The organism is Halobaculum rarum (assembly GCF_040025155.1).
In the GTDB taxonomy this organism is placed as follows: Archaea; Halobacteriota; Halobacteria; order Halobacteriales; family Haloferacaceae; genus Halobaculum; species Halobaculum rarum.
The window spans coordinates 1,037,881-1,059,513 of sequence record NZ_CP157275.1; the positions used below are offsets into that span (position 1 = coordinate 1,037,881).

The 21,633-nt window shown below is 70.3% G+C and carries 23 protein-coding genes; 12 read left to right on the forward strand and 11 right to left on the reverse strand.

Features of this window, described 5'->3' with window-relative positions; translation table 11 throughout:
• Window positions 1–3: 3 nt before the first annotated feature.
• Together truD and pth2 are read right to left on the reverse strand one after the other, a co-directional pair.
• Window positions 4–1,362 (reverse strand): tRNA pseudouridine(13) synthase TruD, encoded by a 1,359-nt coding sequence (truD, locus tag ABJD39_RS05520; RefSeq protein ID WP_348612887.1) that lies wholly within the window; start codon window positions 1,360–1,362, stop codon window positions 4–6.
• The gene (pth2, locus tag ABJD39_RS05525) at window positions 1,362–1,700 is read right to left on the reverse strand and encodes a peptidyl-tRNA hydrolase Pth2 (protein WP_348613709.1); all 339 of its coding nucleotides are present in this window, start codon (window positions 1,698–1,700) and stop codon (window positions 1,362–1,364) included. The genes truD and pth2 overlap by 1 nt, the downstream gene beginning before the upstream one ends.
• A gap of 206 nt (window positions 1,701–1,906) precedes the next feature.
• Here pth2 and ABJD39_RS05530 point away from each other — a divergent pair, with 206 nt between their 5' ends.
• From ABJD39_RS05530 to ABJD39_RS05550, 5 genes are read left to right on the forward strand one after another with little or no spacing between them, the layout of a single operon-like run.
• Window positions 1,907–2,287 carry a hypothetical protein gene (locus tag ABJD39_RS05530; RefSeq protein ID WP_348612889.1) on the forward strand — a complete coding sequence of 127 codons (381 nt, stop codon included), beginning with the start codon at window positions 1,907–1,909 and terminating at the stop codon, window positions 2,285–2,287.
• A gap of 58 nt (window positions 2,288–2,345) precedes the next feature.
• Window positions 2,346–3,062: a YIP1 family protein gene (locus ABJD39_RS05535; RefSeq protein ID WP_348612891.1), complete on the forward strand. Its 717-nt coding sequence runs from the start codon at window positions 2,346–2,348 to the stop codon at window positions 3,060–3,062.
• Between the two features lie 58 nt (window positions 3,063–3,120).
• A complete protein-coding gene (gene dcd / locus ABJD39_RS05540) occupies window positions 3,121–3,759 on the forward strand; it encodes a dCTP deaminase (RefSeq protein WP_348612893.1) in 639 nt (212 codons plus the stop codon).
• Window positions 3,756–4,766, forward strand: coding sequence for a thiamine-phosphate synthase family protein (locus ABJD39_RS05545; RefSeq protein WP_348612895.1), 1,011 nt, complete (start codon window positions 3,756–3,758; stop codon window positions 4,764–4,766). The genes dcd and ABJD39_RS05545 overlap by 4 nt, the downstream gene beginning before the upstream one ends.
• A gap of 2 nt (window positions 4,767–4,768) precedes the next feature.
• A complete protein-coding gene (locus ABJD39_RS05550; RefSeq protein WP_348612897.1) occupies window positions 4,769–5,485 on the forward strand; it encodes a class I SAM-dependent methyltransferase in 717 nt (238 codons plus the stop codon).
• Between the two features lie 41 nt (window positions 5,486–5,526).
• Here the strand turns inward: ABJD39_RS05550 and ABJD39_RS05555 are convergent, their stop codons facing one another.
• On the reverse strand, window positions 5,527–5,685 hold the full coding sequence (locus ABJD39_RS05555; RefSeq protein WP_348612899.1) for a DUF7563 family protein: 159 nt from the start codon (window positions 5,683–5,685) through the stop codon (window positions 5,527–5,529).
• Window positions 5,686–5,829: 144 nt separating this feature from the next.
• Here ABJD39_RS05555 and ABJD39_RS05560 point away from each other — a divergent pair, with 144 nt between their 5' ends.
• From ABJD39_RS05560 to ABJD39_RS05570, 3 genes are all read left to right on the forward strand, one after another.
• The gene (locus ABJD39_RS05560) at window positions 5,830–6,861 is read left to right on the forward strand and encodes a glutathione S-transferase family protein (protein WP_348612901.1); all 1,032 of its coding nucleotides are present in this window, start codon (window positions 5,830–5,832) and stop codon (window positions 6,859–6,861) included.
• A 98-nt stretch (window positions 6,862–6,959) separates the two neighbouring features.
• Entirely contained in the window at window positions 6,960–7,565 is a 606-nt protein-coding gene (locus ABJD39_RS05565) for an archaellin/type IV pilin N-terminal domain-containing protein (protein WP_348612903.1), read from the forward strand.
• Between the two features lie 142 nt (window positions 7,566–7,707).
• The gene (locus ABJD39_RS05570; RefSeq protein WP_348612905.1) at window positions 7,708–8,859 is read left to right on the forward strand and encodes a pyridoxal phosphate-dependent aminotransferase; all 1,152 of its coding nucleotides are present in this window, start codon (window positions 7,708–7,710) and stop codon (window positions 8,857–8,859) included.
• Window positions 8,860–8,885: 26 nt separating this feature from the next.
• Here ABJD39_RS05570 and ABJD39_RS05575 read toward each other — a convergent pair whose 3' ends face one another.
• Entirely contained in the window at window positions 8,886–9,620 is a 735-nt protein-coding gene (locus ABJD39_RS05575) for an SDR family NAD(P)-dependent oxidoreductase (RefSeq protein WP_348612907.1), read from the reverse strand.
• Window positions 9,621–9,710: 90 nt separating this feature from the next.
• Between ABJD39_RS05575 and ABJD39_RS05580 the strand changes: the two genes are divergently transcribed.
• Complete coding sequence (locus tag ABJD39_RS05580) at window positions 9,711–10,841, forward strand: molybdopterin-dependent oxidoreductase (RefSeq protein ID WP_348612909.1); 1,131 nt, start codon at window positions 9,711–9,713, stop codon at window positions 10,839–10,841.
• Window positions 10,842–10,929: 88 nt separating this feature from the next.
• On the opposite strand, the gene ABJD39_RS05585 is transcribed toward ABJD39_RS05580, so the two are convergent.
• The 3 genes from ABJD39_RS05585 to ABJD39_RS05595 all read right to left on the reverse strand — a co-directional run bounded on the left by ABJD39_RS05585 (window position 10,930) and on the right by ABJD39_RS05595 (window position 13,302).
• Complete coding sequence (locus ABJD39_RS05585; RefSeq protein WP_348612911.1) at window positions 10,930–11,448, reverse strand: NUDIX domain-containing protein; 519 nt, start codon at window positions 11,446–11,448, stop codon at window positions 10,930–10,932.
• Window positions 11,449–11,549: 101 nt separating this feature from the next.
• Window positions 11,550–12,386 carry a 4-phosphopantoate--beta-alanine ligase gene (locus ABJD39_RS05590; RefSeq protein WP_348612913.1) on the reverse strand — a complete coding sequence of 279 codons (837 nt, stop codon included), beginning with the start codon at window positions 12,384–12,386 and terminating at the stop codon, window positions 11,550–11,552.
• A 49-nt stretch (window positions 12,387–12,435) separates the two neighbouring features.
• Window positions 12,436–13,302 carry a pantoate kinase gene (locus ABJD39_RS05595; RefSeq protein ID WP_348612915.1) on the reverse strand — a complete coding sequence of 289 codons (867 nt, stop codon included), beginning with the start codon at window positions 13,300–13,302 and terminating at the stop codon, window positions 12,436–12,438.
• A 149-nt stretch (window positions 13,303–13,451) separates the two neighbouring features.
• On the opposite strand from ABJD39_RS05595, the gene ABJD39_RS05600 reads away from it, so the two are divergent.
• The gene (locus ABJD39_RS05600; RefSeq protein ID WP_348612917.1) at window positions 13,452–14,003 is read left to right on the forward strand and encodes a cupin domain-containing protein; all 552 of its coding nucleotides are present in this window, start codon (window positions 13,452–13,454) and stop codon (window positions 14,001–14,003) included.
• 36 nt (window positions 14,004–14,039) lie between these two features.
• Here the strand turns inward: ABJD39_RS05600 and aspS are convergent, their stop codons facing one another.
• A complete protein-coding gene (gene aspS / locus ABJD39_RS05605; RefSeq protein WP_348612919.1) occupies window positions 14,040–15,344 on the reverse strand; it encodes an aspartate--tRNA(Asn) ligase in 1,305 nt (434 codons plus the stop codon).
• 163 nt (window positions 15,345–15,507) lie between these two features.
• Between aspS and ABJD39_RS05610 the strand changes: the two genes are divergently transcribed.
• Window positions 15,508–16,794: a sensor histidine kinase gene (locus tag ABJD39_RS05610; RefSeq protein WP_348612921.1), complete on the forward strand. Its 1,287-nt coding sequence runs from the start codon at window positions 15,508–15,510 to the stop codon at window positions 16,792–16,794.
• Window positions 16,795–16,914: 120 nt separating this feature from the next.
• On the opposite strand, the gene ABJD39_RS05615 is transcribed toward ABJD39_RS05610, so the two are convergent.
• Window positions 16,915–17,637: a phosphoglycerol geranylgeranyltransferase gene (locus ABJD39_RS05615; RefSeq protein ID WP_348612923.1), complete on the reverse strand. Its 723-nt coding sequence runs from the start codon at window positions 17,635–17,637 to the stop codon at window positions 16,915–16,917.
• Between the two features lie 179 nt (window positions 17,638–17,816).
• Between ABJD39_RS05615 and ABJD39_RS05620 the strand changes: the two genes are divergently transcribed.
• Complete coding sequence (locus ABJD39_RS05620) at window positions 17,817–18,053, forward strand: hypothetical protein (protein WP_348612925.1); 237 nt, start codon at window positions 17,817–17,819, stop codon at window positions 18,051–18,053.
• Here ABJD39_RS05620 and ABJD39_RS05625 read toward each other — a convergent pair.
• Both ABJD39_RS05625 and ABJD39_RS05630 read right to left on the reverse strand, forming a co-directional pair.
• On the reverse strand, window positions 18,043–18,879 hold the full coding sequence (locus ABJD39_RS05625; protein WP_348612927.1) for a hypothetical protein: 837 nt from the start codon (window positions 18,877–18,879) through the stop codon (window positions 18,043–18,045). The genes ABJD39_RS05620 and ABJD39_RS05625 overlap by 11 nt on opposite strands.
• A 125-nt stretch (window positions 18,880–19,004) precedes the next feature.
• Complete coding sequence (locus ABJD39_RS05630) at window positions 19,005–21,545, reverse strand: DNA topoisomerase I (protein ID WP_348612929.1); 2,541 nt, start codon at window positions 21,543–21,545, stop codon at window positions 19,005–19,007.
• Window positions 21,546–21,633 lie beyond the last annotated feature (88 nt).

Genomic DNA, 21,633 nt, shown 5'->3' on the forward strand with positions numbered 1-21,633 from the left:
CCGCTACAGTCGCTCCGGATCACACTTCAGATACTCCCGCAACAGGACCGTCGCGTACGAGCCGGACGGCAGCGCGAACTCGAACACCGGGTCCCCCTCCTCCTCGGAAACAGTCAGATCGGTCGGAAGCGCCACCGCCCGGCGGGTACCGCTCGAGGCGAACTCGCCGGGCAGTTCGAAGTCCCCCGGTTCGACATCCAGCTCTCGCAGGACCTCGCGTTCGATCTCGCCCGGCTCGTCGTCCCCGAGTTCCGTCTCGGTTCCCACGAGCGGTGCGGTGACGAACGCCCGCCCGCGCTCGCAGTGGCGCGCGAGCGTGTCGACGCGACCCTCGGTCGCCCGCTGGAGCCGGTCCATGTCGGGCTTCGGGAACGGCACGTCGCGCTCGACGAACGCGACCACGTCGCCCGCGACGGGGCGCGTGAACGGCAGCCCGCGCCGCAGGCGTTCACTGAGAATCCGGTTGAACACGTACGACTGCGCGGCGTTGACGAACAGCCGCTGGAGGTTCGACGGCACCGCCTCAAGCGCCTCGCGCCAGTCGGCGCCCTCGTCGAGCCGGTGGAGCATCGAGCGCTCGTAGCGCAGGCGGCCCGGCATCGCATCGAGCGCGGCGCTCCAGTCGGGGCTGTCCGCGTCGGCCTGGTCCTCGACGACCTCGCGTGCGCGCTGGGAGTCCTCGGGTTCGGTGTCGTAGGGGTTGCCGCAGTACGCGAGCACCGCGCCGCGCCAGTCGTCGCGGATCGCCGCGAGGCCGACCTCGTGGGTGATCGGGCGGTGGCTCCCGAAGCGCTGATGGCCGAAGTAGTTCGGAACCGCGACCTCGACCGACGTGTCACCGTCGGGGAGTTCGGCATCCGCCGCGTCGTCGCCGGCGGCGAACGCCCGCAGGTCGCGGGTGATCGGGTCGGCGTCGCCCTCCGTCTCGCGCACGCGGATCGCGAACTCGTTGCCCGCGAGGTCGCCGAACGTGAGGTCGCGCCCGACGCGGCCGAGGACCTCGATCTCAGCGCCGTCGAGATCCGGTATCTCCTCGGACTCGGCGTCGCGAACCGTGAACAACTGGGTCGTGACCGCGTGTTTGTCCTTCGTGCCGGCCCACGAGACGCGCTCGCGGCTGGCGCCCATCGCTTTCGAGAGGGCGCTCGCGAAGTCGTTGGTGTCCCAGCGTCGGAGGGTCGCGCGCAGGAGGAGGAACGGGTACGAGCCCGCGTGCGCGTCGAGCGGTTCGGGGTCCATCCGCTCGCGCTCGCGGACCCGGAAGTCCTCGGGGGCGACACGCAGGCGGCCGCCGATGCCGTCCGCGTCGCTGACGTAGTAGTCCACGCCGGTAGCTCGCTCGCGGGGGTGAGCCTCCCGCATCAGTACAGCGAGAGGTCGCCGGTCACCTTGTCGACGATGGCCTCGTCGCCGGGGCCCACCGCCAGCGTCGTGACGGTTCCGGGGTCGAGTTGGGTGTGCCCGGCGTCGCGGATGACCGCGTTCGGGAGCCCCTCGCGCTCGGCGCGGTCGGCCAACTCGAAGATCTGCGACTCGCCGGCGGCCTTGAGGACGACCTTCTTCTGGCCCTCGCCCTTCCACGCCTTGCGAGTTTTCGAGCCGGTGTCCTCGTACGCCGACAGCGACGCGTGCGCGACTTGCGCGGCCAGCTTCCCCGTCCCCATCCCCAGGTCGGTGCGGACGACGATGGCCTGCTTCATGCTCATACGTCGCGCTGGGCGGGGGGCGCGGAAAGCGCTTCGGGAGCGTGGTCGAGAGACGGGAGTCGGTGCTGGAACCGCTGATCACCAGCCGGCCCCGCCCGACCGGCACCGGCCCCATCGACGGGGGATAAGCGGGCGCCTCGAATGTGCCCGGCCCGCACATGCCGCGGGGGTTCAACCGTCCAGCCGCCCTATTCGCGCGTGTGAGCATCAGAAACGACGACAGCGGCGACAACCGACCGATGACGGGCTCGTTCGCCGACCACGGGATCCGCGACGGGCGCGTTCTCCTCGCCGGCGCGGTCCGGACGCTCGGCACCCCGCCCGAGGAGACCGCGGTCGTCGACGACCTCCTGCTGGCGACGGTCACGGCAGCCTTCCGCGAGTCGTTCGTGGCCGCGACCGGCGAGCGACCCCCCGCCGACGTCGAGGCGGCGATCGACGACGCGGTCGCGTGGACGCGCGCGGAGAGCGACGGGGAGCGGCTACACCTCCGGAACCGCCTACTGCCGGAGTTCTACCGGCGGCTCGACCGGTTCCACGACGCCTACCACGGCGACGGCCGATCCGTCATGACGGTCTGAGGCCGGCCGACCGGCGGGGACGACAAGACGTTTCACGGAGCCGGGAGAGCCGCCGACGATGGCAGGTCCTCGCACGCCCCTCCTCCGCCCGGACAGCTACTTTGAACGCCACGATGACTCCCCGCCGTTCGCCCACGCGGCCGCCGCCGTCGCGCTCGTCACGATCGTCACCGCCGGCGGGCTGGCCGTCTTCCTCGGCGAGTTCGCCGCCGCGCTCGACGTCCCGATCACCGTCGACAACCCGGCGTACCCCGGCGAGATGTTCTGCGAGGACTCGATGTTCGACGACACGCCCGCCGGCTGCAGCGAACCGAAGGAGGTCGAGCGGAGCCTCGGCGCGCTCGTCGCCGAGGAGCTCTCGTGGCTCCCGCCGGCGGCCGTCGTTCTCGTCCCGGTGTTCTGGCTCGTGCAGGGCGGCGTCCTCCACGCCGCGAGCGCGCTCGCCGACGGCGAGGGCGCGTTCGCCGACACGCTTGCGGTCGCCGGCTGGGGGATGGTGCCGAGCCTGGCGCGACTCCTCGGCGTCGGCGCGCTGATCGTCTATCGCCTCCGGACGACCACGGTGCCGGGGACTCCGGACGGGGCGATCGACGCCCTCCGGGCGGCGATCGGCGGCGTCGAAGCCGTCGGTCTGCTCGCGGCCCTCGTGGTCGCTATCTGGGCGGGCGTGATCCGGACCTACGGGCTGGCGGACGCTCGCGACCATTCGATCGGGACGGCCGCAACGATCGTCGGCGTCCTCACCGCGATCGGGCTGGTGTTCGAGCTGTTTTGAGCGGCGGCCGGCCCGCAATGAGAGAAGCTTTAGGCCGCCGGCGGCCGCGCCTTCGATAATGATACTCTCGGACACCGATATCCTCGCCCGGCTCGAGGAGGGCGACCTCGCGATCGACCCGCTCGACGACATCGACACGCAGGTCCAGCCCGCGAGCGTCGACCTCCGGCTCGGCCCGGAGTTCCTCGAGTTCCGCCGAACGAACATCCCCTGCATCCACCCGAACGACGTCCGCGAGGTCGACGAGTACGTCGAGGAGACGCACGTCCCCGAGGGCGAGGACTTCATCCTCCACCCCGGCGACTTCGTGCTCGGGACGACCAAGGAGACGGTCGCCATCCCCGACGACATCGTCGCCCATGTCGAGGGGCGTTCCTCGCTGGGCCGGCTCGCGATCGTCGTTCACGCGACCGCCGGCCTCTGTGACCCGGGATACCGAGGTCAGATCACTCTGGAGCTGTCGAACCTCGGGAACGCCCCCGTCGCCCTCTCGCCGGGAATGCGCATCTCCCAGCTCACCTTCACGGAGCTGAAGACGCCCGCAGACCGCCCCTACGGCGCCGAGCGCGGCTCGAAGTACCAGGGACAGTCGGGACCGCAGGCGTCTCGCATCGGCGACGACCCCGAGTTCGCGGCCGACCACCCCGCCGGCGGCGAGGACGGACCACTCGACGGCGCCGGAGAGTCCGAGCGATGAGGTTCATCGAGGAGGTCGTCGTCGACGAGTTCCTCCCGACGGTCCGGGCGATGCTGGCGGAGGCGCTGCGCGAGCGCGACCTGACCCAGCGGGAGGTCGCCGACGCGCTCGGCATCAGCCAGTCGGCGGTGTCGAAGTACGCCCACGGCGACGTGGCGACGAACGACCGCGTCGCCGCCGACGAGCGCGTCCGCGAGACCGTCGAGCGCGTCGCCGCGGGGCTGGCGTCGGGCGACCTCAGCCGCGTCGGCGCGCTCGTCGAGCTGGAGGTGCTGATCAGGCGGCTGGAGGCTGGCGACCTCCTCGCGGAACTGCACGAGGCGTCGATGCCGGAACTGGCGGGCGCCGACTACGACTTCGCCGTCCACGACCCCGACAGCGGGCTGCGCGACCGCGAGCGGACGCTCTCCTCGCTTCGCCGCGGCGTCCGCACGCTCACCGCGGCCTCCGGGTTCGCGGGGCTCATCCCGAACGTCGGGTCGAACCTCGCGGAGTGCGTGCCCGACGCCGTCGACATCGACGACGTCGCCGCCGTCCCGGGTCGGATCTTCGACGTGAAGGGGACCGCCCGAGTGCCGAGCGACCCCGAGTTCGGCGTCAGCGAGCACGTCGCGGGCGTGCTGCTGTCGGCACGGGCGGCGGGCGTCGACGCCCGCGCCGCGGTGAACGTCCGATACGACCCCGACCTCGTGGCGGCGCTGGCGAACGCCGGCGTCGACGCCACCGAGTTCGAGCCGAGCGATCACGGGGAGACCGACGCCGGCGGCCCGGACGATCCCGTCCGGGCTGCCGTGGCGGGCCGGTTCGACGACGGACAGATCGACGACGGACAGATCGATGACGACGGAAGGACCGGCGGCGACGAGCGGACCGACGGCGACGCGGCTGAGAGGCTCAGTGACGTGTTCGCCGTCTACCAGACCGGCGGCGTCGGCGTCGAGGCGGTGTTGTACCTCCTCGGTCCGGACGCGCCGACAGTCGCCCGGACGGTCCGGGATCTCCTGTAACCGTGTCCCCTCGGTTCGGTCTCCCGGAGTCCGCGACGCCACAGCTGTCCGCCCCGGAGTTCTACACCCGTCTCGCCCGCGCGTACGACGCCCTCGCCAGGCGCGGACCGTTCGTCGCGACGCTCCGCCGGGCGCTCGCGGACGCGCTCGACCCCGATCCCGGCGCTACGGTCGTCGAGTTCGGCTGCGGAACGGGGGCGAACCGACCGTACATCGCGGAGCGGATCGGGAGCGACGGGACGTACGTCGGCGTCGACTTCGCGCCCGGCGTGCTCCGTGTCGCCCGCGAGCGAGACCGGGAACTCGGAGGAGCGAGCGACAGCCGCGGAGCGTACGTCCGCGGCGATGCCACCCGGCCCCCGTTGCGTGACGACGGCGTCGACGCCTGCTGCGGGGCGTTCGTCGTGGGGATGCTCCCGGATCCGGCGGCGGCGGTTCGCACGTGGGCCGACCTCGTCGGTCCCGGCGGGCGAATTGCCCTACTGGATCTCGCTCGGACGACGCGTCCCGGCTGGCGAGCGGTGAACCCGGCGTTCGATCTGTTCGTCCGCGCTGGTTCGCCGCCGGGAACCGCGCGGTCGCTGGAGCGGTCGCCCGCGACCGTTCAGGACGAGCGTGTCGCCGCCGCCCATCGGGCGCTCCGGGAGGCGTGCGCGGACATCGAGTACCGGACGCTCCTGGGCGGGTTCGCGCGGGTGAGCGCGGGAACCGTCGAGTGAGGAGAGGACGAATATACCGCCCCGTCCCGTGGTCGGCTCCGTTACCCGCGGTTCGCGCGGGCCTCGCGGACGCTCGCACCGTCGCGCACGAGGTCCTCACAGTTCGGGCACACCCGCGGCCCGGCCGCGTCGTCCGGCGCGAACACCCGAGCGTAGCGCTCCGTCACCGTCCCCCCACAGTTCTGGCACGTCCGTCCCATACGGTAGCGATACAACTCCACGGACATAATTTATTTCCTCAAATGCAGAATGTATTAGTACGGTCGCCGGTCGAACGGGACAGAACTGACTGTTCCGGCGCCACACGGCTTTAGCGTGTGGCGGCTCATCGTTGATCACGACTAATGAGCGACGCGACCAACATGCTCGTCGACGGCGAGTGGCGCACCGACGTGCGCCGCGACACCGGCGACACCGGCGAGTTCGAGCGAAGCGAGACGAGCTTCCGCGACTGGATCGACGGCTCGGTGCCGGAGCCCGGGGCCGACCCCGTCGACAACCCGGAATTCCCGGCCGAGCCGGATCGGTACCACGTGTACATCTGTCGGGCGTGCCCGTGGGCCCACCGCGTCGCGCTGACGCGCTCGCTGAAGGGGCTGGAGGACGAGATCTCGCTGTCGCTAACGCAGCCCGAGCGCTACGACGACGGGTGGGAGTTCTCCGAGGAACAGTCGGACTCCCTCTACGGTGCCGACTACCTCCGTGAGATCTATCAACGCGCGGACGACGAGTACACCGGACGTGTGACGGTGCCGGTGTTGTGGGACAAGAAGGCGGGGACCATCGTCAACAACGAGAGCGAGGAGATCATGCGGATGCTCGACACCGCCTTCGACCACCTCGGCAACGGCGTCGACCTGTGGCCGGAGGGCTACCGCGAGGAGGTGGACGAACGGATCGCCGACATCTACCCGCGCATCAACAACGGCGTCTACCGCGCCGGCTTCGCGAACACGCAGGAGGCGTACGACGAGGCGGTCGAGGAGCTGTTCGAGGCGCTCGACGAGTACGACGACCTGCTGGCCGACCGGCGCTACCTCGCCGGCGACCGCCTCACCGAGGCGGACGTGTCGATGTTCGCCACGCTCGTGCGGTTCGACCACGTGTACCACACTCACTTCCGGTGCAACCGCCGCGGGATCCACGAGTACGAGCACCTCTGGGAGTACACGAAGGACGTCTCCCAGACGCCCGGCGTGGCGAAGACGGTGAACATGGCCCACATCACCCGCCACTACTACGGCTCACACGAGAGCCTGAATCCCAAGCGGTTGATCCCGACGGGGCCGGACATCGACTTCACGGAGCCGCACGACCGCGGCGACCTTCCCGGCGGGCCCCCGGCGGAACTAGCGGCGGACACGACTACCGAGTAACCTTCGGATATCACGTCTGATTTTTCGAGGATCGAACTCAAGTACGAGTCCGCGGGTGGGTTCGATAGCTCCGATCAGGGAGCGGAGAACCACACACAATGTTCGAATTCATCACGGACGAGGAAGCGCGCGGACAGGTTGGTATCGGGACGCTCATCGTGTTCATCGCGATGGTGCTGGTGGCGGCGATCGCCGCCGGCGTCCTCATCAACACCGCCGGCTTCCTCCAGAGCAAGTCACAGGAAACAGGTCAGCAGTCGAGCAAGCAGGTCAGCGATCGCGTCCAGGAGGTCGCCACCGTCGGCAACGTGAGCGGTAACCAAGTCGACATCGTGAACGTGACCGTCACGCAGGCGCCCGGTGCCGGGGAGATCGACATCTACAACGCGACAGTCACCTGGATCGGTCCCAGTGGAACCGACCAGTTGGTCGCGAACACCAGCGGGGAGTACGACAGCCTTTCGGGAAGCCTCCAAGAGAACGAGTTCTCCTACCAGACGGTGAAGGACTCAGACGGCTCGGACAACGTCCTCAACGACGCCGACGACCGCCTGAACCTCGTGTTTGACACCGGCGCGATCAACGGCGCGCTCGGCGAGGGCGAGGAGGTCACGATCAAGATCAACACGATGGCCGGCGCGACGACGAGCATCCGCTTCACGGTCCCCGAGTCGCTCGGGAACAAGGAAGCCGTCGAGCTGTAACCGGACAGACGCCGTTCTTGCGATCCTTTCTTCGACCCGCGTGACCGGCGCGAGCCGTGACCGCGCACAGCCACGCGACGGCCGCGTACGTACGGACTGCAGCCACGCGTAGCTTCAACTCCCCCCGCGAGAACCTGGTGACATGCACGAACCGACCGCCCGCGTCCGCGCGTGCGACCGTTCCCGGATCCGCCTGATGTTCGACCTCGCCCAAGAGTTGGAGCGGGAGGGCCGCGACCTCGTCCGGCTCGAAGTAGGCGAGCCCGACTTCGACACGCCCGAGCACGTCGTCGACGCCGCGCTCGACGCGGCCCGCGGGGGTCACACCCACTACACGAGCAACGCCGGCCTCCCCGAGTTGCGGGCGGCCATCTCCGACACCCTCGCACGCGAGTACGACGTGGAGCACGCCGCCGACGAGATCCTCACGACCACCGGCGGGATGGAGGCGCTTCACCTCGCGTTCCTCGCGACCGTCGAGCCCGGCTCGGAGGTCCTCCTCCCGTCGCCGTCGTGGCCGAACTACTGGACACAGGCGAAGCTCGCGGACGCGACGCCCGTCGAGGTGCCGATGCCCGCGCCCGACTACGATCTGGACGCCGACACGCTGATCGCGGAGTTGAGCGGGGACACCTCGCTCGTGGTTCTGTGTTCCCCCTCGAATCCGACCGGCCGCGTCGCCGATCCCGGTGAGGTCCGTGCGGTCGTCGACGCCGCCGCCGAGCACGACGCGTACGTGATCGCCGACGAGGTGTACGCGAAGCTCACCTACGACCACGACCCGACCGGCGTGGCGGCGCTGACGGACCACCCCGACCACGTGCTCACGGTCGGCTCCTGCTCGAAGACGTACGCGATGACGGGCTGGCGCGTCGGCTGGCTCGCCGGCGACCCGACGGTCGTCGACGAGGCGACGAAGGTGCGGGAGTCCACGACCGCCTGCACCGGAAGCGTCGCCCAGCACGCCGCCATCGCCGCGCTCACCGGACCGCAGGAGCCCGTCGAGGAGATGTACGACGCCTTCCGCGAGCGCCGCGACTACGTCGCCGACCGCCTCGCGGACATGGACGGCGTGACCGCGCCCGAGCCGGAGGGCGCGTTCTACGCCTTCTTGAACCCCGACACCGACGAGGCGAGCCTCCCGCTGGCGAAGCGGCTGTGCGAGGAGGCCGGCGTCGTGCTCGCGCCCGGCGACGGCTTCGGCGAGGCCGGCCAGGGGCAGCTACGGCTCTCCTTCGCCAACTCGATGGAACGGCTGGAGGAGGGACTGAACCGGATCGAGGCGGCGCTGTAGCCGGGGCGGGTCGTTCCTTCGGACGGCTATCGCATCAGCTCCCCGCCGTTCACGTTCAGCGTCTCGCCGGTGACGAACCGTGCGTCTCGGAGATACGCCACCGCGTCGGCGATGTCGGCGGGCTGTCCGTAGTAGCCCATCGGGATGGCGTCCAGTTCCTCGGCCTTCTCGGCCTCGGTGCGGTCACTCGTCATGTCCGTCTCGACGTGTCCCGGAGCGACCGCGTTCACCCGGACGTCGGGCGCGAAGTCGCGTGCGTGGCTCTTCGTCACCGACAGCAGCGCACCCTTCGAGCCGGCGTAGTGCACCTCGATCGGCGCGCCGGTGTACGCGAGGATCGAGGAGACGTTCGTCACCGACGGCGTGGGGTCGGCGTCGCTTTCTCGGAGATGCGGGAGCGCGGCCTTCGTGACGTTGAACACGGAGTTGACGTTCACGTCCATCACGCGGTCGAAGTCGGCCGGGTCGAGGTTCTCGGTGTAGACGTGCTGGTCGATGCCGGCGTTGTTGACGACGTGGTCCAGCCCGCCGAGTTCCTCCACCGCGGCGTCGACGAGGCGCGCGGCGTCGTCGGGGTCGGACACGTCCGCCTGTACGACTGCCGCGTTCTGGTCGTGTTCGCGGACGGCCGCGGCCGTCTCGGCGGCGGCGTCGGCGGAGCTGTGGTAGTTGACGACTACGTCGTAGCCGTCGGCAGCGAAGCGCTCGGCGACCGCGGCGCCGATGCCGCGGGAGGAGCCGGTGACGAGTGCAACTGGCATGGGCGGAGGGACGGGGACGCACGACTTGGGCGTTGCCGTCGCGGGGGATACGCCCGCGCATCTATTTCCGTCGAGCGCGTACGCCCGTCCGTGTCGAAGCGACCTCCACGCGGCGCCATCGGCCGAATCCGCGTCGCCGTCGCCAGCGCGCTCCGCCGCGCCGAGCCGCCGCCCCGCGTCGTCGACTGGGCCATCGCGGTCGCCGTCGCCGTCGAGGTCGTCTCCGGCCTCTACTCGTTCACCCGAGGGGCTCCGAGCGGCGCGTGGGTGTTCTGGCTCCACTCGGCGGTCGGGCTGACACTCGCGGGGCTCGTGGGGTTCAAGCTCTACCGCGTCCGGCGGCGCGTCACCGCGCGGGCAGCGTGGGATCGCTTCACCCCGCTCTCGGTGCTGCAGGCGATCGTCACGCTCGCCGCCCTGGGGACGGGCGTCTTCTGGGTGCTCGGCGGCAACGTCCCGGTCCTCGCGTGGACCACCCTCAATCTCCACGTCGGCCTCGGCCTCCTGCTCGTCCCGCTGGTGCTGTGGCACCTCCGCGGACGATTTCACTCCCCGCGCGACGTTGACCTCGACCGCCGTGCCGCCCTCCGCACGGGCGCGCTGCTCGTCGCCGGGACGCTCGCGTGGCGTGCGACCGAGGCGGCCGACCGCACCCTCGACGGGGCGACGCGGCGCTTCACCGGGTCGAAGCCGACGGGCGACCTGTACGAGACGGAGACCGAGGGCGGCGGCTTCCCCGTCACCTCGTGGGTCGCCGACGACCCCGACCCCGTCGACCGCGAGGCGTGGACCCTCTCCGTACGCGGGCTCGTCGAGGATGAGCTGGACCTCCCGTACGACGACCTCGCCGGGGACGCCCCCGAGCGCGAGGTCGAGGCGACGCTCGACTGCACTTCCGGGTGGTACACTCACCAGCGATGGGGGGGCGTCCGCGTCGGCGACCTCCTCGATTCGGCGGGCGCGAGCGACGACGCCCGCTACGTCCGGTTCACTTCGGTCACGGGCTACCGCTGGTCGCTCCCCATCGAGGAGGCGCGCGACGCCCTGCTCGCGACCCACGTTCGCGGCGAGCCGCTCTCGCACGGGCACGGGGCCCCAGCGCGTCTCGTCGCCCCGGGGCGCCGGGGGTTCCAGTGGGTCAAGTGGGTCGAGACGGTGGAGGTGCGCGAGCGGGGCGACCCGATGCAGTGGCTCGTGACGCTCATCTCGGGGTTCGAGTAGTGCGTCGTCGAGGCGCGAGGGGAGCCGAGCCGCCCACCGCCGGATTGTCTCCGATGCACGGGTCCGGATCGTCCACCACCCATCGATGTCAGTCGTCGACGGTCGCGGCGTCCGCCTCGGGCGGGCTGACGAGGTGCGCGTGCCCCTCGGACTCCACCGCGTCCGCGACGCCCGCGGGGAAGAACGGCGCGTCGGACGCGCGGAGGTCCGAAAGCGTCCGCCAGTACGCCTCGTACTCGAACCGGTCGTCCCCGCCGCCGTTGTTACCGTCGTCGCCGTCGACGCCGCGGAACCTGTCCCGATCGTACAGCGAATCGTCGACGAACGTCGCCTTGCGGACGACGGCTAACTCGTGGTGGGACTCGCCGTCGTACTCGAAGCGGTTCTCGACGGTGCAGACGGCCGGCCCGACCTCGATGTCGACGCCCAACTCCTCGCGGAACTCCCGCTCCAGCGCCGCGTCGCTGGGCTCGCCCGGCTCGATGCCACCGCCGATGAAGCGGTGGAAGTGCAGGCCGTCGCGCGTCCCCGGGAGGCGCTGGACGAGGTACGCGCCGGTGTCGGGGTGACGGAGCGCGCCGAGCGCGACGCCGCGGATGTCGGACATGGGATCGTGTGGGTTCCGCGATCGATCCAAATCGGTTCCGGTTCGAGCCGGGGAGAATCCGGTCAGTCGTTGTCTGGTCCGGTCAGCGTGGTCGGGTCCGGTCAGTCGAGGTCGCCCTCGCGGATCGCACGCTCGGCGTCCGCCAGCGCGGCCTCGGGGTCGAACGCCTCGACGATCTCCCGGAGTTCCTCGTCGCTCGCGTCGGCCAGTTCCTCCGCGTGGCGGGTGACGTTCGGCACCGCGCGGATGATGTTGTCGACGATGGGAACCGCGGCGACCTGTGCCGACCGGCTCATCGGATTGAGGTCGATCACGATCTCGGTCTTCCCCATCGCGCCCAGCGCCTCCGCGCGGTCGCCGTCCTCCAGCGGGACGACGACCACGTCGGCGCCCCCGATGCCGTCGGCGTCGACTTTCGCCCGCTCGTGGCTCAGGCCGGGGATCCGGCCGTCGGCCGTGAGTCCCTTCACGTCGTCGGCGCCGTGTTCGCGGAGGTGGTCGGCGATCGCCTGCATGCGCTCGTCGGTGCGGTTGAAGAGGTTCACCTCGATGTCGGCGCCCGTCGCCTCGGCGAGCGCGACGACCTCGCCGGGCACCAGCGCCGCGACGTTGCCGTTCACCGAGAGGACGGGATGCTCAGCCAGCAGGAGGTGTGCCGCGGCCGCGCGGGCGGCCGTGTCCGCCGAGGGGAGCGTCTCCTCGCCCAGCAGATAGTCGAACGCCTCGCCGCGGCCCTCGGCGATGAGCCCCTGTTTCGAGGTGATCCCGAGGTCGACGCCGTGCTCGATGCGGTGGCGGGTGAGCAGCGACTGGTAGCGGGGGTGGTCCTCCGGGATCTCCGACTCGTGCTCCGGATCCGCAGGGACCTCGGGGTCGGCGGTGCGCTCGTCGTTCGCGTCCGTCTCGGCGTCGGCGTCGACGCCGGCGTCGTCGGTCATACCTCCGACTCGTCGTCGGGGGACGAAAAGCGCGTTTACTCGACTCGGGCTACTCCTCGATACGGAGCGTCGCGCCCGTCGGGTGGACCGTACACGCCTCGGCGTCGTAGCCGGCATCCGAGAGTCCAGTGCCGAGCGCGTACACCGTCCGCCCGAGCATCGCCATCGACGCGAGACCGCCTTCCGCTTCCACTGCCTCGACCGCCTCGGCGACGTCCGGCACGAGGAGGCCGGCATCGCCGGCGAACTCCCTGCCGGCCGCGAACAGTTCCAACGCACCGGGCCCGCGCATCAGCCGCGTCAGGGCCGTCTCGCCCGCCTCGCGGACCGGGTCGAGGTCGCCGCCGAGCACCCGCTCGGTGGAGAGTTCGCCGAATGAGACGTACTCGATCCGGGGGCGGGCCGGCACGCCGTCCATACGGCCGTAGCCGGGCGCGCCCGGCTCCAGCCGGACCGGAAGGCCGCCGCGGAACTGCCCGACCACGTCGCCGAGGCCGGTACCCGCGGCGGCCTCGGCCGCGTGAGCGACGCGCACGAGGTCGTTCTCCGAGCGGTCCAGATCGAAGGCGGCGTTCGCCGCCAGCGCGGTCGCGAGCGCGGCCGCCCCGGAGACGCCAAATCCGGCGCCGACGGGTACCTCACTCGACACCTCGACCTCCGCGGCGACGTTCAACTCGGCGAGCACCCGGCTCACCGGCTCCATTTCAGCGGCCACCCCGTCGAGTTCGAGCGACGCGAGGCCGGGGTCGTCCGGTCGCCCCGAGTCCACGGCGGCGACTGGGGCGACGGTCACCTCGACGCCGTCCGAGAGCGCGAGACCGGCGCCGCGCGAGCCGGCGCGAACCGGATCGGGGTCGGGGTACGGCGCGAAGAAGGCGGTAATGTGGCCCGGTGCGAACGCGGTCGCCTCGTCCATACGCGCCCGAACGCCGGGGGGCGAGTATGGGTTTCGGTTCCGGCCGGTCGCGTCGATGTCGGCGACGCGGTGGGGTCCCTCCCGGCCCCGCCGACGCGATGACGGCCGGGACCCGCGCGCTTTTGCCCGTCCATGCGGCTCGTCAACGTATGGATCACGTCGTCGTCGACGACCTCGACAACTCGCTGCAGCCGGCGGCGGTGATGCGCCACCTCACCGACCCGCTCGACTGTGCGGACCTGGCGATCAACTACTACGAACTCGCGCCCGGCGACTCGTTCGCGTTCGCGTACCACAACCACGAGGTGCAAGAGGAGGTGTTCGTCGTGCTCTCCGGGACGGCGACGTGGGTCGTCGGCCCCGAGCCGGCGGACGGCGAGTTCGCGGACGCGGGTGACCCCGCCGAACGCCGGGAAGTCGAGGTCGGGCCGATGGAGGCGATCCGGATACCGCCGGGCCAGTTCCAGCGCGGGTGGAACTTCGGCGAGGACCGGGTGACGGCGCTGGCGCTTGGCGCGCCGCTGGCGTACGGCGAGCAGTTGAAGCGCGACGACTGTCGGGAATGCGGCCGGGAGCGGCCGGTGAGCATCGAGCGCGCTCCCGACGACGAGGCGCAGTTGATCACCGTCTGCGAGGACTGCGGCGCGGAGGTGGCGCGGTGGCGACGCGGCGCCGACGGCGAGAACGAGCGCGTCAGGTGAGTCGACGCGGCGACCGAGGCGGGCGGTGACGACCGCTCAGGGCGAGAGGCGCTGACGGTCGCGCGGGAAGAGCACGGCCTCGCGGATGTTGTCGAGGCCGAGCATCGTCATGAGGAGGCGCTCGGCGCCCATCCCCCAGCCGGCGTGGGGCGGCATGCCGTAGCGGAACATCTTCGTGTAGTACTCGAACTCCTCGGGGTCGAGCCCCTGCTGCTCGAAGCCGGCGATGAGCTCGTCGTGGCGGTGCTCGCGCTGGCCGCCCGAGACGAGTTCCATGCGCGGGTGCATCATGTCGAAGCCGGTCGACTTCTCTGGGTCGTCGTCGTGGTCCTTGATGTAGAACGGCTTGACCTCCGAGGGCCAGTCGGTGATGAAGTAGTGTTCGCCGACCTCCCCTCCGAGCACGTGCTCGGCCTCCGTCGAGAGGTCGTCGCCCCAGCCGAGGTGCTCGTCGAGTTCGCCCGTCGCGTTGACGCGGTCGAGCGCCTCCTGATAGCTCACGCGCGGGAAGTCGCCGGAGGGGACCTCGAACTCCTCGGCGAGGCCGAGTTCCTCGAGTTCCTCGGCGCAGTGCTCCTGCACGGCCTCGTAGCCCGCCTTCGTCACCGCCTCGGCGACGTCCATCGCCTCGGTGTGGTCGCAGAAGGCGCCCTCGAAGTCGATGGAGGTGGCCTCGTTGAGGTGCCGCGGCGTGTTGTGCTCCTCGGCGCGGAAGATCGGGCCGATCTCGAAGACGCGCTCGAGGTTGGAACCGGCCAGCAGCTGCTTGAACAGCTGCGGGCTCTGGTTCATGAACGCCTCCTCGCCGAAGTAGGAGATGGGGAACAGCTCCGTGCCGCCCTCGGTTCCCGTGGCGACGATCTTCGGCGTGTTGATCTCGGTGGCGTCGTGGCTCCGGAAGGCGTCGCGGACGGCGCGCAGCAGCTCCGCGCGGATCTCGAAGACCGCCTGCACCTCGGCCTTGCGGAGGTCGAGCGTGCGGTTGTCCAGCCGGGTCGGAAGCTCGGCGTCGACCTTCCCCGAGGGGTCCAGCGGAAGCTCGGGGTCGGCCGGCGCGACGACCTCGATGTCGGTCGGGACGACCTCGACGCCGGTGGGCGCGCGGGGCTCTTCTTTCACATCGCCCTCGACCTTGAGGACGGACTCGCGGTGGGCGTCGAGGCCGGTCTCGACCATCGCCTCGTCCATCTCGTCCTTCTCGAGTTTGACCTGGATCTTCCCCGACTTGTCGCGGAGGATCAGGAACGCGATACCGCCGAGGTCGCGGGTCTCGTGGACCCAGCCGGCGACGGTGACCGCCTCGCCGGGGGTCGCGTCAGCCGTGTAGGTTCGACCGTGCATACGGATCGGTTCCGGCGCGAGGCTTTAAACTCGGTCGATCCCCGCGCTCATCCCTCGTGAAGGTGTATCACGGGGGAGCCGGCCGACAGGGAAGCGACCCCCGATTGCGCGCGATGATAGTGAGGAAGGTACGCTTATCATTGCGGACTCGAATCGACGCGCAGTGACAGACGCGGGCGGCCTCAGGGGGGAGCGTAGCCGCGGCGACAGCGACGCGACCGAGGGCGGCGCGACCGCCGACAGCGTCGGAGCGACCGCAACGGAGGGGGCGACCGACGGCGACGACGACGACACCGGCGGACCGGCGTGGTTCTCCCGAGCGTTGGCCGCCAGCGGGGCGTTCACCGGCGCGCTCGCCGTCGGGACCGTCGCGCTGGCGTTCACTTCGGCCGGGCGGAGTCCGGGATCGATCGTGTTGGGGCTCGTGGGGCCGCTGTGTGCCGTGGCAGCCTACGGAGTGGTGCTCGTGTGGGTCGAGCGAACGCGGCCGCCGATACGCCACCACTCCCGCCTCGCGGGCTGGCTCGTCGTCGGGGTTATCCCGTTGGTCGTGGGCGCGGTGGTGATGCAGGCGTACAGCGCCGCCGTCGGGGCGCTCGGCTCGTTCTCGCCGGCGGCCGCCGGCGGCTGGGCCTGCGGGGGCGTCGTGTTCGGCGCCGCCGTCGGTATCGGCGACGTGCGCGTCCGGATACGGACCGCCGAGGCCGAGGAGGCGACCGCCCGCTACGAGCGGCTCGTCGAGGTGCTCACGGTGCTCAACCGAGTGCTTCGCCACGACGTTCGCAACGACCTCACGGTGATCGCGGGATACCTCGACCGCGCGCGCCGCGAGGGCGACGCCGACATCGCCGAGTACCTCGACGGCATCGAGGCGCGCGCCGAGCGGATCGAACGGCTGAGCGACCACGCCCGCCTCGCGGAGAACGCGGTACTGGGGGACGACGCCGTCGAGGGGACCACCGACCTCATGCTGGTCGCCGAGCGCGTCGTCGGTACCATCGCCCGCGACTTCCCGGCGGCGTCGGTGTCGGTCCACGCGGAAGTCGACGACGCGCAGGCGCTCGTTCCGGGTCACGACCTCCTGGAGTCGGCGCTCCACAACGTCGTCGAGAACGCCGTCGAGCACGCCGGCCACGAGGCGCCGACCGTCGATGTGACTGTCCGTATGCGCCCCGCCGACGCCGTCGACGGCCCGCGCCCGCGACTAGCGGGCGGTATGGCAGCCGATTCGGTGGTCGAGGTCGTCGTCGCCGACGACGGACCGGGGTTCCCCGAGCGCGAGCGGGCCGTGTTGGAGGAGGGCGGCGAGGACGCCCTGGAATCGAGTTCGGGAATGGGGCTGTGGGTGGTCCACTGGATCGTCGACGCCGTCGGCGGGGTCACGACCGTCGAGGACCGTGCGGGCGGCGGCAGCGTCGTCACGCTCCGGTTCCCCCGCGTCGACGGGTGAGCCGCTGCCCCGGACGGGAACGCGGTCGCTCGCGGGGCGAGACGACGGGAGGAGTGAGATGGCGGAGGAGGGTGATCGCGCGGAGCGACGGCCGCGGTCGCGCGGGTCCGGTCGGTCCGTTCAGGCGTCGGCGACCTCGGCGTGCGCGTCCTTGACGCCCTCGACGGTCTCGCGGACGGCGTCGGCGCCCTCGTCGTGGAGCAGGTCGCCGACGACGACGGCGTCGGCCACCTTCCCCATCTCGTGGGCGTCGTCGTAGTCGTGGATGCCGCCGCCGTAGAAGAGGGTGGAGTCCTCGAGCGCGTCGTGGGCGGCCTGCACCGTCTCGCGGTCGCCGAGCATGCCCGAGTACTCGATGTAGACGATGTCCTGTCCGAACATCTTCTCGGCGACGCGGGCGTACGCGCCGACCTCGTCGGGGGTGAGGTCGCAGTCGGCGCCGGTGAGCTCCGCGGCGGACGCGTCGGGGTTGAGCACGATGTACGCCTCGGTGTGGGTACGGTCCCAGTCGAGGTCGTCGGCGATGCGCACCCACTCCTTGTGGGCGCCGGTGATCCAGAACGGGTCGTCGGCGTTGAACACGGTCGGGATGAGGTAGCCGTCGAGCGCCTCGTCGTCAACGACGACCGCCGGGTTCGACGGCTCCTGATACAGCGGGACGTTGTGTTCCTTGCACGCCTCGATGACGCGGGTGGCCTTCTCGGAGGTCACGTCCAGCGTGCCGCCGATCTCGATGGCGTCCGTGCCGGTCTCGCAGGCGTCCGCGAACGTCTCGTCGCCGTACAGTTCCTTGTCCGGGTCGATCTTCAGGATGTGATCCCACTCCGCCCAGGGGGTGCTCATGTTGGTGGGGATGGTGTACAGAGTGCTAAAAAGGGCGCGGATACGTGTAGTTCCGTGAGGACTCGGATCTCACACGGACATCCGCACCGCGATCGTGCACGTCCACGGACACCCCGACTCGTTCACCGACGTGGGAATACCCAAGTTGTAACCGTCGTCCGCGTCTCGTCGCAGACGACATGGGATTCTTAGACTCCTTCGGTGCGTTAGTCAGTAGTGTGATCGCGTCGCTCGTCCTGCTGGTGTTCGCCATCCTGAGCTTCTTCATCACGGTGTTCATCGTGCAGGTCGGCGCCAGCCTCGCGGGCTACTCGCCCAGCGGCGACTTCATCGTGCTGTCGGCCGCGATCCTCGCGACCGGCGCCATCGTCGCCGGCGCGACCCCGCTGTCGGGGCTCAGCGGCATCACCGAGTGACGGCTGTCGTTCGCGTTTCCGCCGTCAGTTCGCGGTAGTACGCCACCGAGAGCGTCCCGAAGAAGCCGCCGAACAGCGTCCCGAGCACGACCAGCACCGCGGAGGTCGCGACCGTCCCCAGCGACGGCAGCCCGACCGCGGACGGATCGACCGCGGCCTGCATCGACGGCGACGTGAGCACGGACCCGAGGCCGACGACCAGCCCGAACGCGCCCGCGAGCACGCCGACGAGGACGGTGTACCCGAGCACGCTCACCACGTTGCGGCGGACGACGCCGACGCTGTGTGTGACCGAGTCGATCGCGCCGTAGTCGTCGATCACGATCGCCTGCCCGTAGAACTGGATCAGGAACGCGACGACGAGGTACGCGAGCACCGCCGCGAGCACGACCAGCGCGACGACCGCCAGCAGCGCGGTGTTCGGCCCTCCGGTGCCGGCCGCGCCGCCGGGGTAGAGGCTCACGACGCCGACGATGCCCGCGATGAACGCGATCACGCCGAGCGCGATGTTCACCGCGAGGACGATCAGGTACACCACGAACACGGAGACGAAGTGCTCCTTTCCGGCGGCGACGAACGTCGCGAGCGACGTGGGGCCGTCGAACGCCTCGTCGGCCATGCCGATGAATCCCGCCTGAACGAACGGAACGAACACGAGATACAGCGCCGACAGCGCGAGCGAGACGAGACTCGCGAGGATCGGCGCACTCGATTGCAGGAGCAACTGGGGTACCTGCAGCAGAGTCAACACGAGAACGGGCACGAACAGGACGGGGTTGGACGCCAGCGCCGACGGCGTCCGGCGGAGGGCTGTCTGAAGGGCCACGACTGAACACTCGTTCAGCTACTGATAAATGTACTGACTGTTCCGCGGCGGTGAAGCTGTGGATGGCACTCCTCTCGGCCCATCCGCGAGAGAGCTTCGCCCTCTCGAACCACTAAAGGCGGATGTTAGTTCGCCTTCGCCTGCCAGTCGCGTACCCTATCCGCCCCGACGCCATCGACCTTCTCGGCGAGCGCGTCCGGCTCCATCTCCTTGAGCGAGGACACGTCGTCGACGCCGGCGTCCTTCAGCTTCTCGGCGGTCTTCTCGCCGATCCCGTCGATCGCCTCCAGCTCCGAGTCCGCCTGGCGGGACTGGTACTCTCGGTAGTTGCAGATCGGACAGCCCAACTCCCACGGCTCGTCGCCCGAGTGGACCACCAGATGCGGGAGGTCGTGCTCCTCGCAGCGCTCGTCGGTCACCTCGATCTCCCCTCTGCGCGGCAGCGGCAGCGAGTAGTCGCAGTCGGGGTATCGGGTGCAGCCGACGAGCCGCGAGCCGGAGCGGAGGCGCTTGATCGCGAGGTCGCCGTCGTGCTCCTCGCCGCATTCCGGACACACACCGATCACCTCATCCTCCTCCTCGTCGGCCTCGTCGGCCTGACACTGCGGACAGCCGTGGACGAACGTCTTGCGCCCGGCGAGCATCTTCACGTGGTTCAGGCCGTGGTCGTCACACACCTCGTCGAGGATGAGCGGCTTCCCCGTCGACGGCAGCGGAAGGGTGTACTCGCAGTCCGGGTAGCCGTCACAGCCCACGAAATACGAGCCGGCACGAGATTTCCTAACGAGCAGGGTGTCGCCGCACTCGGGGCACGGTCCGAGCTGTTTGTCCGCCTTCAGCGACTTCTGGAGGTGGTCGCCGACCTCCTCGCGCGACTCGACGAGTTCCTCGAACACCCGTGAGAGCATCTCCCGTGACTCGTCGGCGACCTCCTCGAACTCCTTTTCCCCCGAGGAGATCGCCTGCATGTCCGCCTCGAGTTGGGCGGTCATCTCGTCGCTCACGATCCGGTCGGCGAACTCCTCGGAGGCCTCGACGACCGCCTTCGCGAGCCCGGTCGGGCGCGGCGGGTCGCTCTCGATGTAGCCGCGGTCGTACAGCTTCTGGATCACGTCGTGGCGCGTCGCCTTCGTCCCGATGCCCATGTCCTCCATCGTCTCGATGAGCCGTGACTGGCCGTAGCGGCGGGGCGGCTGGGTCTGCTTGGCCTCCAGCGCGGTGTCCACGACCGCCAGCGCCTCGCCCTCCGACACGTCGGGAACGTAGCTCTCGTTGGTCGAGAAGTACGGGTACACCGCGTGGTAGCCCTCCTCGGTGAGCCGCTTGCCGTTGGACTTCAGCCGCAGGGGGCCGTCGTCGACGCCGACGGCGTCGTCGCCCTCCTCGATCTCGGTGACGACGCGGAGGTGCTCCCACTCGGCGTCGGGCGCGCACGTCGCGAGGAACCGGCGCACGACCAGCTCGTACACCTCCCACTCGTCGTCGGACAGCTCCGAGGCCGCCGGCAGCTCGCCCGTCGGGTGGATCGGCGGGTGGTCGGTGGTCTCCTCGTCGCCCTCGGTCGGCTCGATGTCGTCCAGTTCCAGCACCGACTCGGCGTCGTCGCCGAACTGCCGGCCCATCGAAAGATCCGCCAGCAACTCGCGCTCGTCGAGGTCCTCGGGGTAGACGGTGTTGTCCGTGCGCGGGTAGGTGATGAACCCGGCCGTGTACAGATCCTCGGCGATGCTCATCGAGCGCTGGGCCGAGTAGCCGATCGAGGAGGCCGCGCGAATGAACTGCGTCGTGTTGAACGGCGCGGGCGGCTCGTCGGTCCGCCGGCGGCGACGCACGGAGGAGACCGTCGCCGTCCCCGCCTCGCGTAGGCGGTCGTAGACGGCGTCTGCGGTCGCTTCGTCCCAGACGCGCTCGGCCTCGGTACCGTCGTCGTCCTCGTAGAAGTACTGCGCGTCGAACGCGTCGTCCTCGGCGTCCGACTCCTCGCCCTCTCGCTTCAGCAGGTCCGCGAACAGCTCCCAGTAGTCCTCGGGGTCGAACGCCTCGATCTCGCGCTCGCGGTCGACGATGAGCTTCAGCGTCGGCCCCTGCACCCGGCCCACCGAGATGAAGTCCTCGCCCAGTTGCCGGGCCGACAGCGAGAGGAACCGCGTCAGCGACGCCCCCCAGATGAGGTCGATGATCTGGCGGGCCTCGCCGGCCGCGGCCAGATCGAAGTCGATCTCGTCGCGGTCCTCGAACGCCTCGGTCACCTCGCGCTCGGTGATAGAGGAGAAGCGCACGCGGTCGACGGGCACGTCCTCGTTGACCTCGCGGATCAGCTCGTACGCCTCCTTGCCGATCAGTTCGCCCTCGCGGTCGTAGTCCGTCGCGATGACGACCCGGTCGGCCTCCCGCGACAGCAGGCGCACCGCGCGGACGATCCCCTCCTTCGTCGGCCGCTTGCGGACGGGTGCGTCGATGAGTTCGACGGGCTCCACGTCCCGCCAGTCGTCGTACTCCGGGGGGAAGTCCACCGCGACGACGTGGCCCGACAGCCCGATACAGCGGGTGCCGCCCCAGCGGTAGACGTTGACGCCGGCGCGCCGCTCGGTGTCGAAGTCCTCGTTCGAGAGGATCTCCGAGAGGCGCCGCGCGGCGTTGTCCTTCTCGGTGACGATCAGTTCCATCAGTTGCCGGAGAGTATGCCGAATCCCTTTGTAACCCTTTCGCGGGTCGCTGTCACACGGTCCGGCCGGCGGTCGGCGGCGCCGTGCG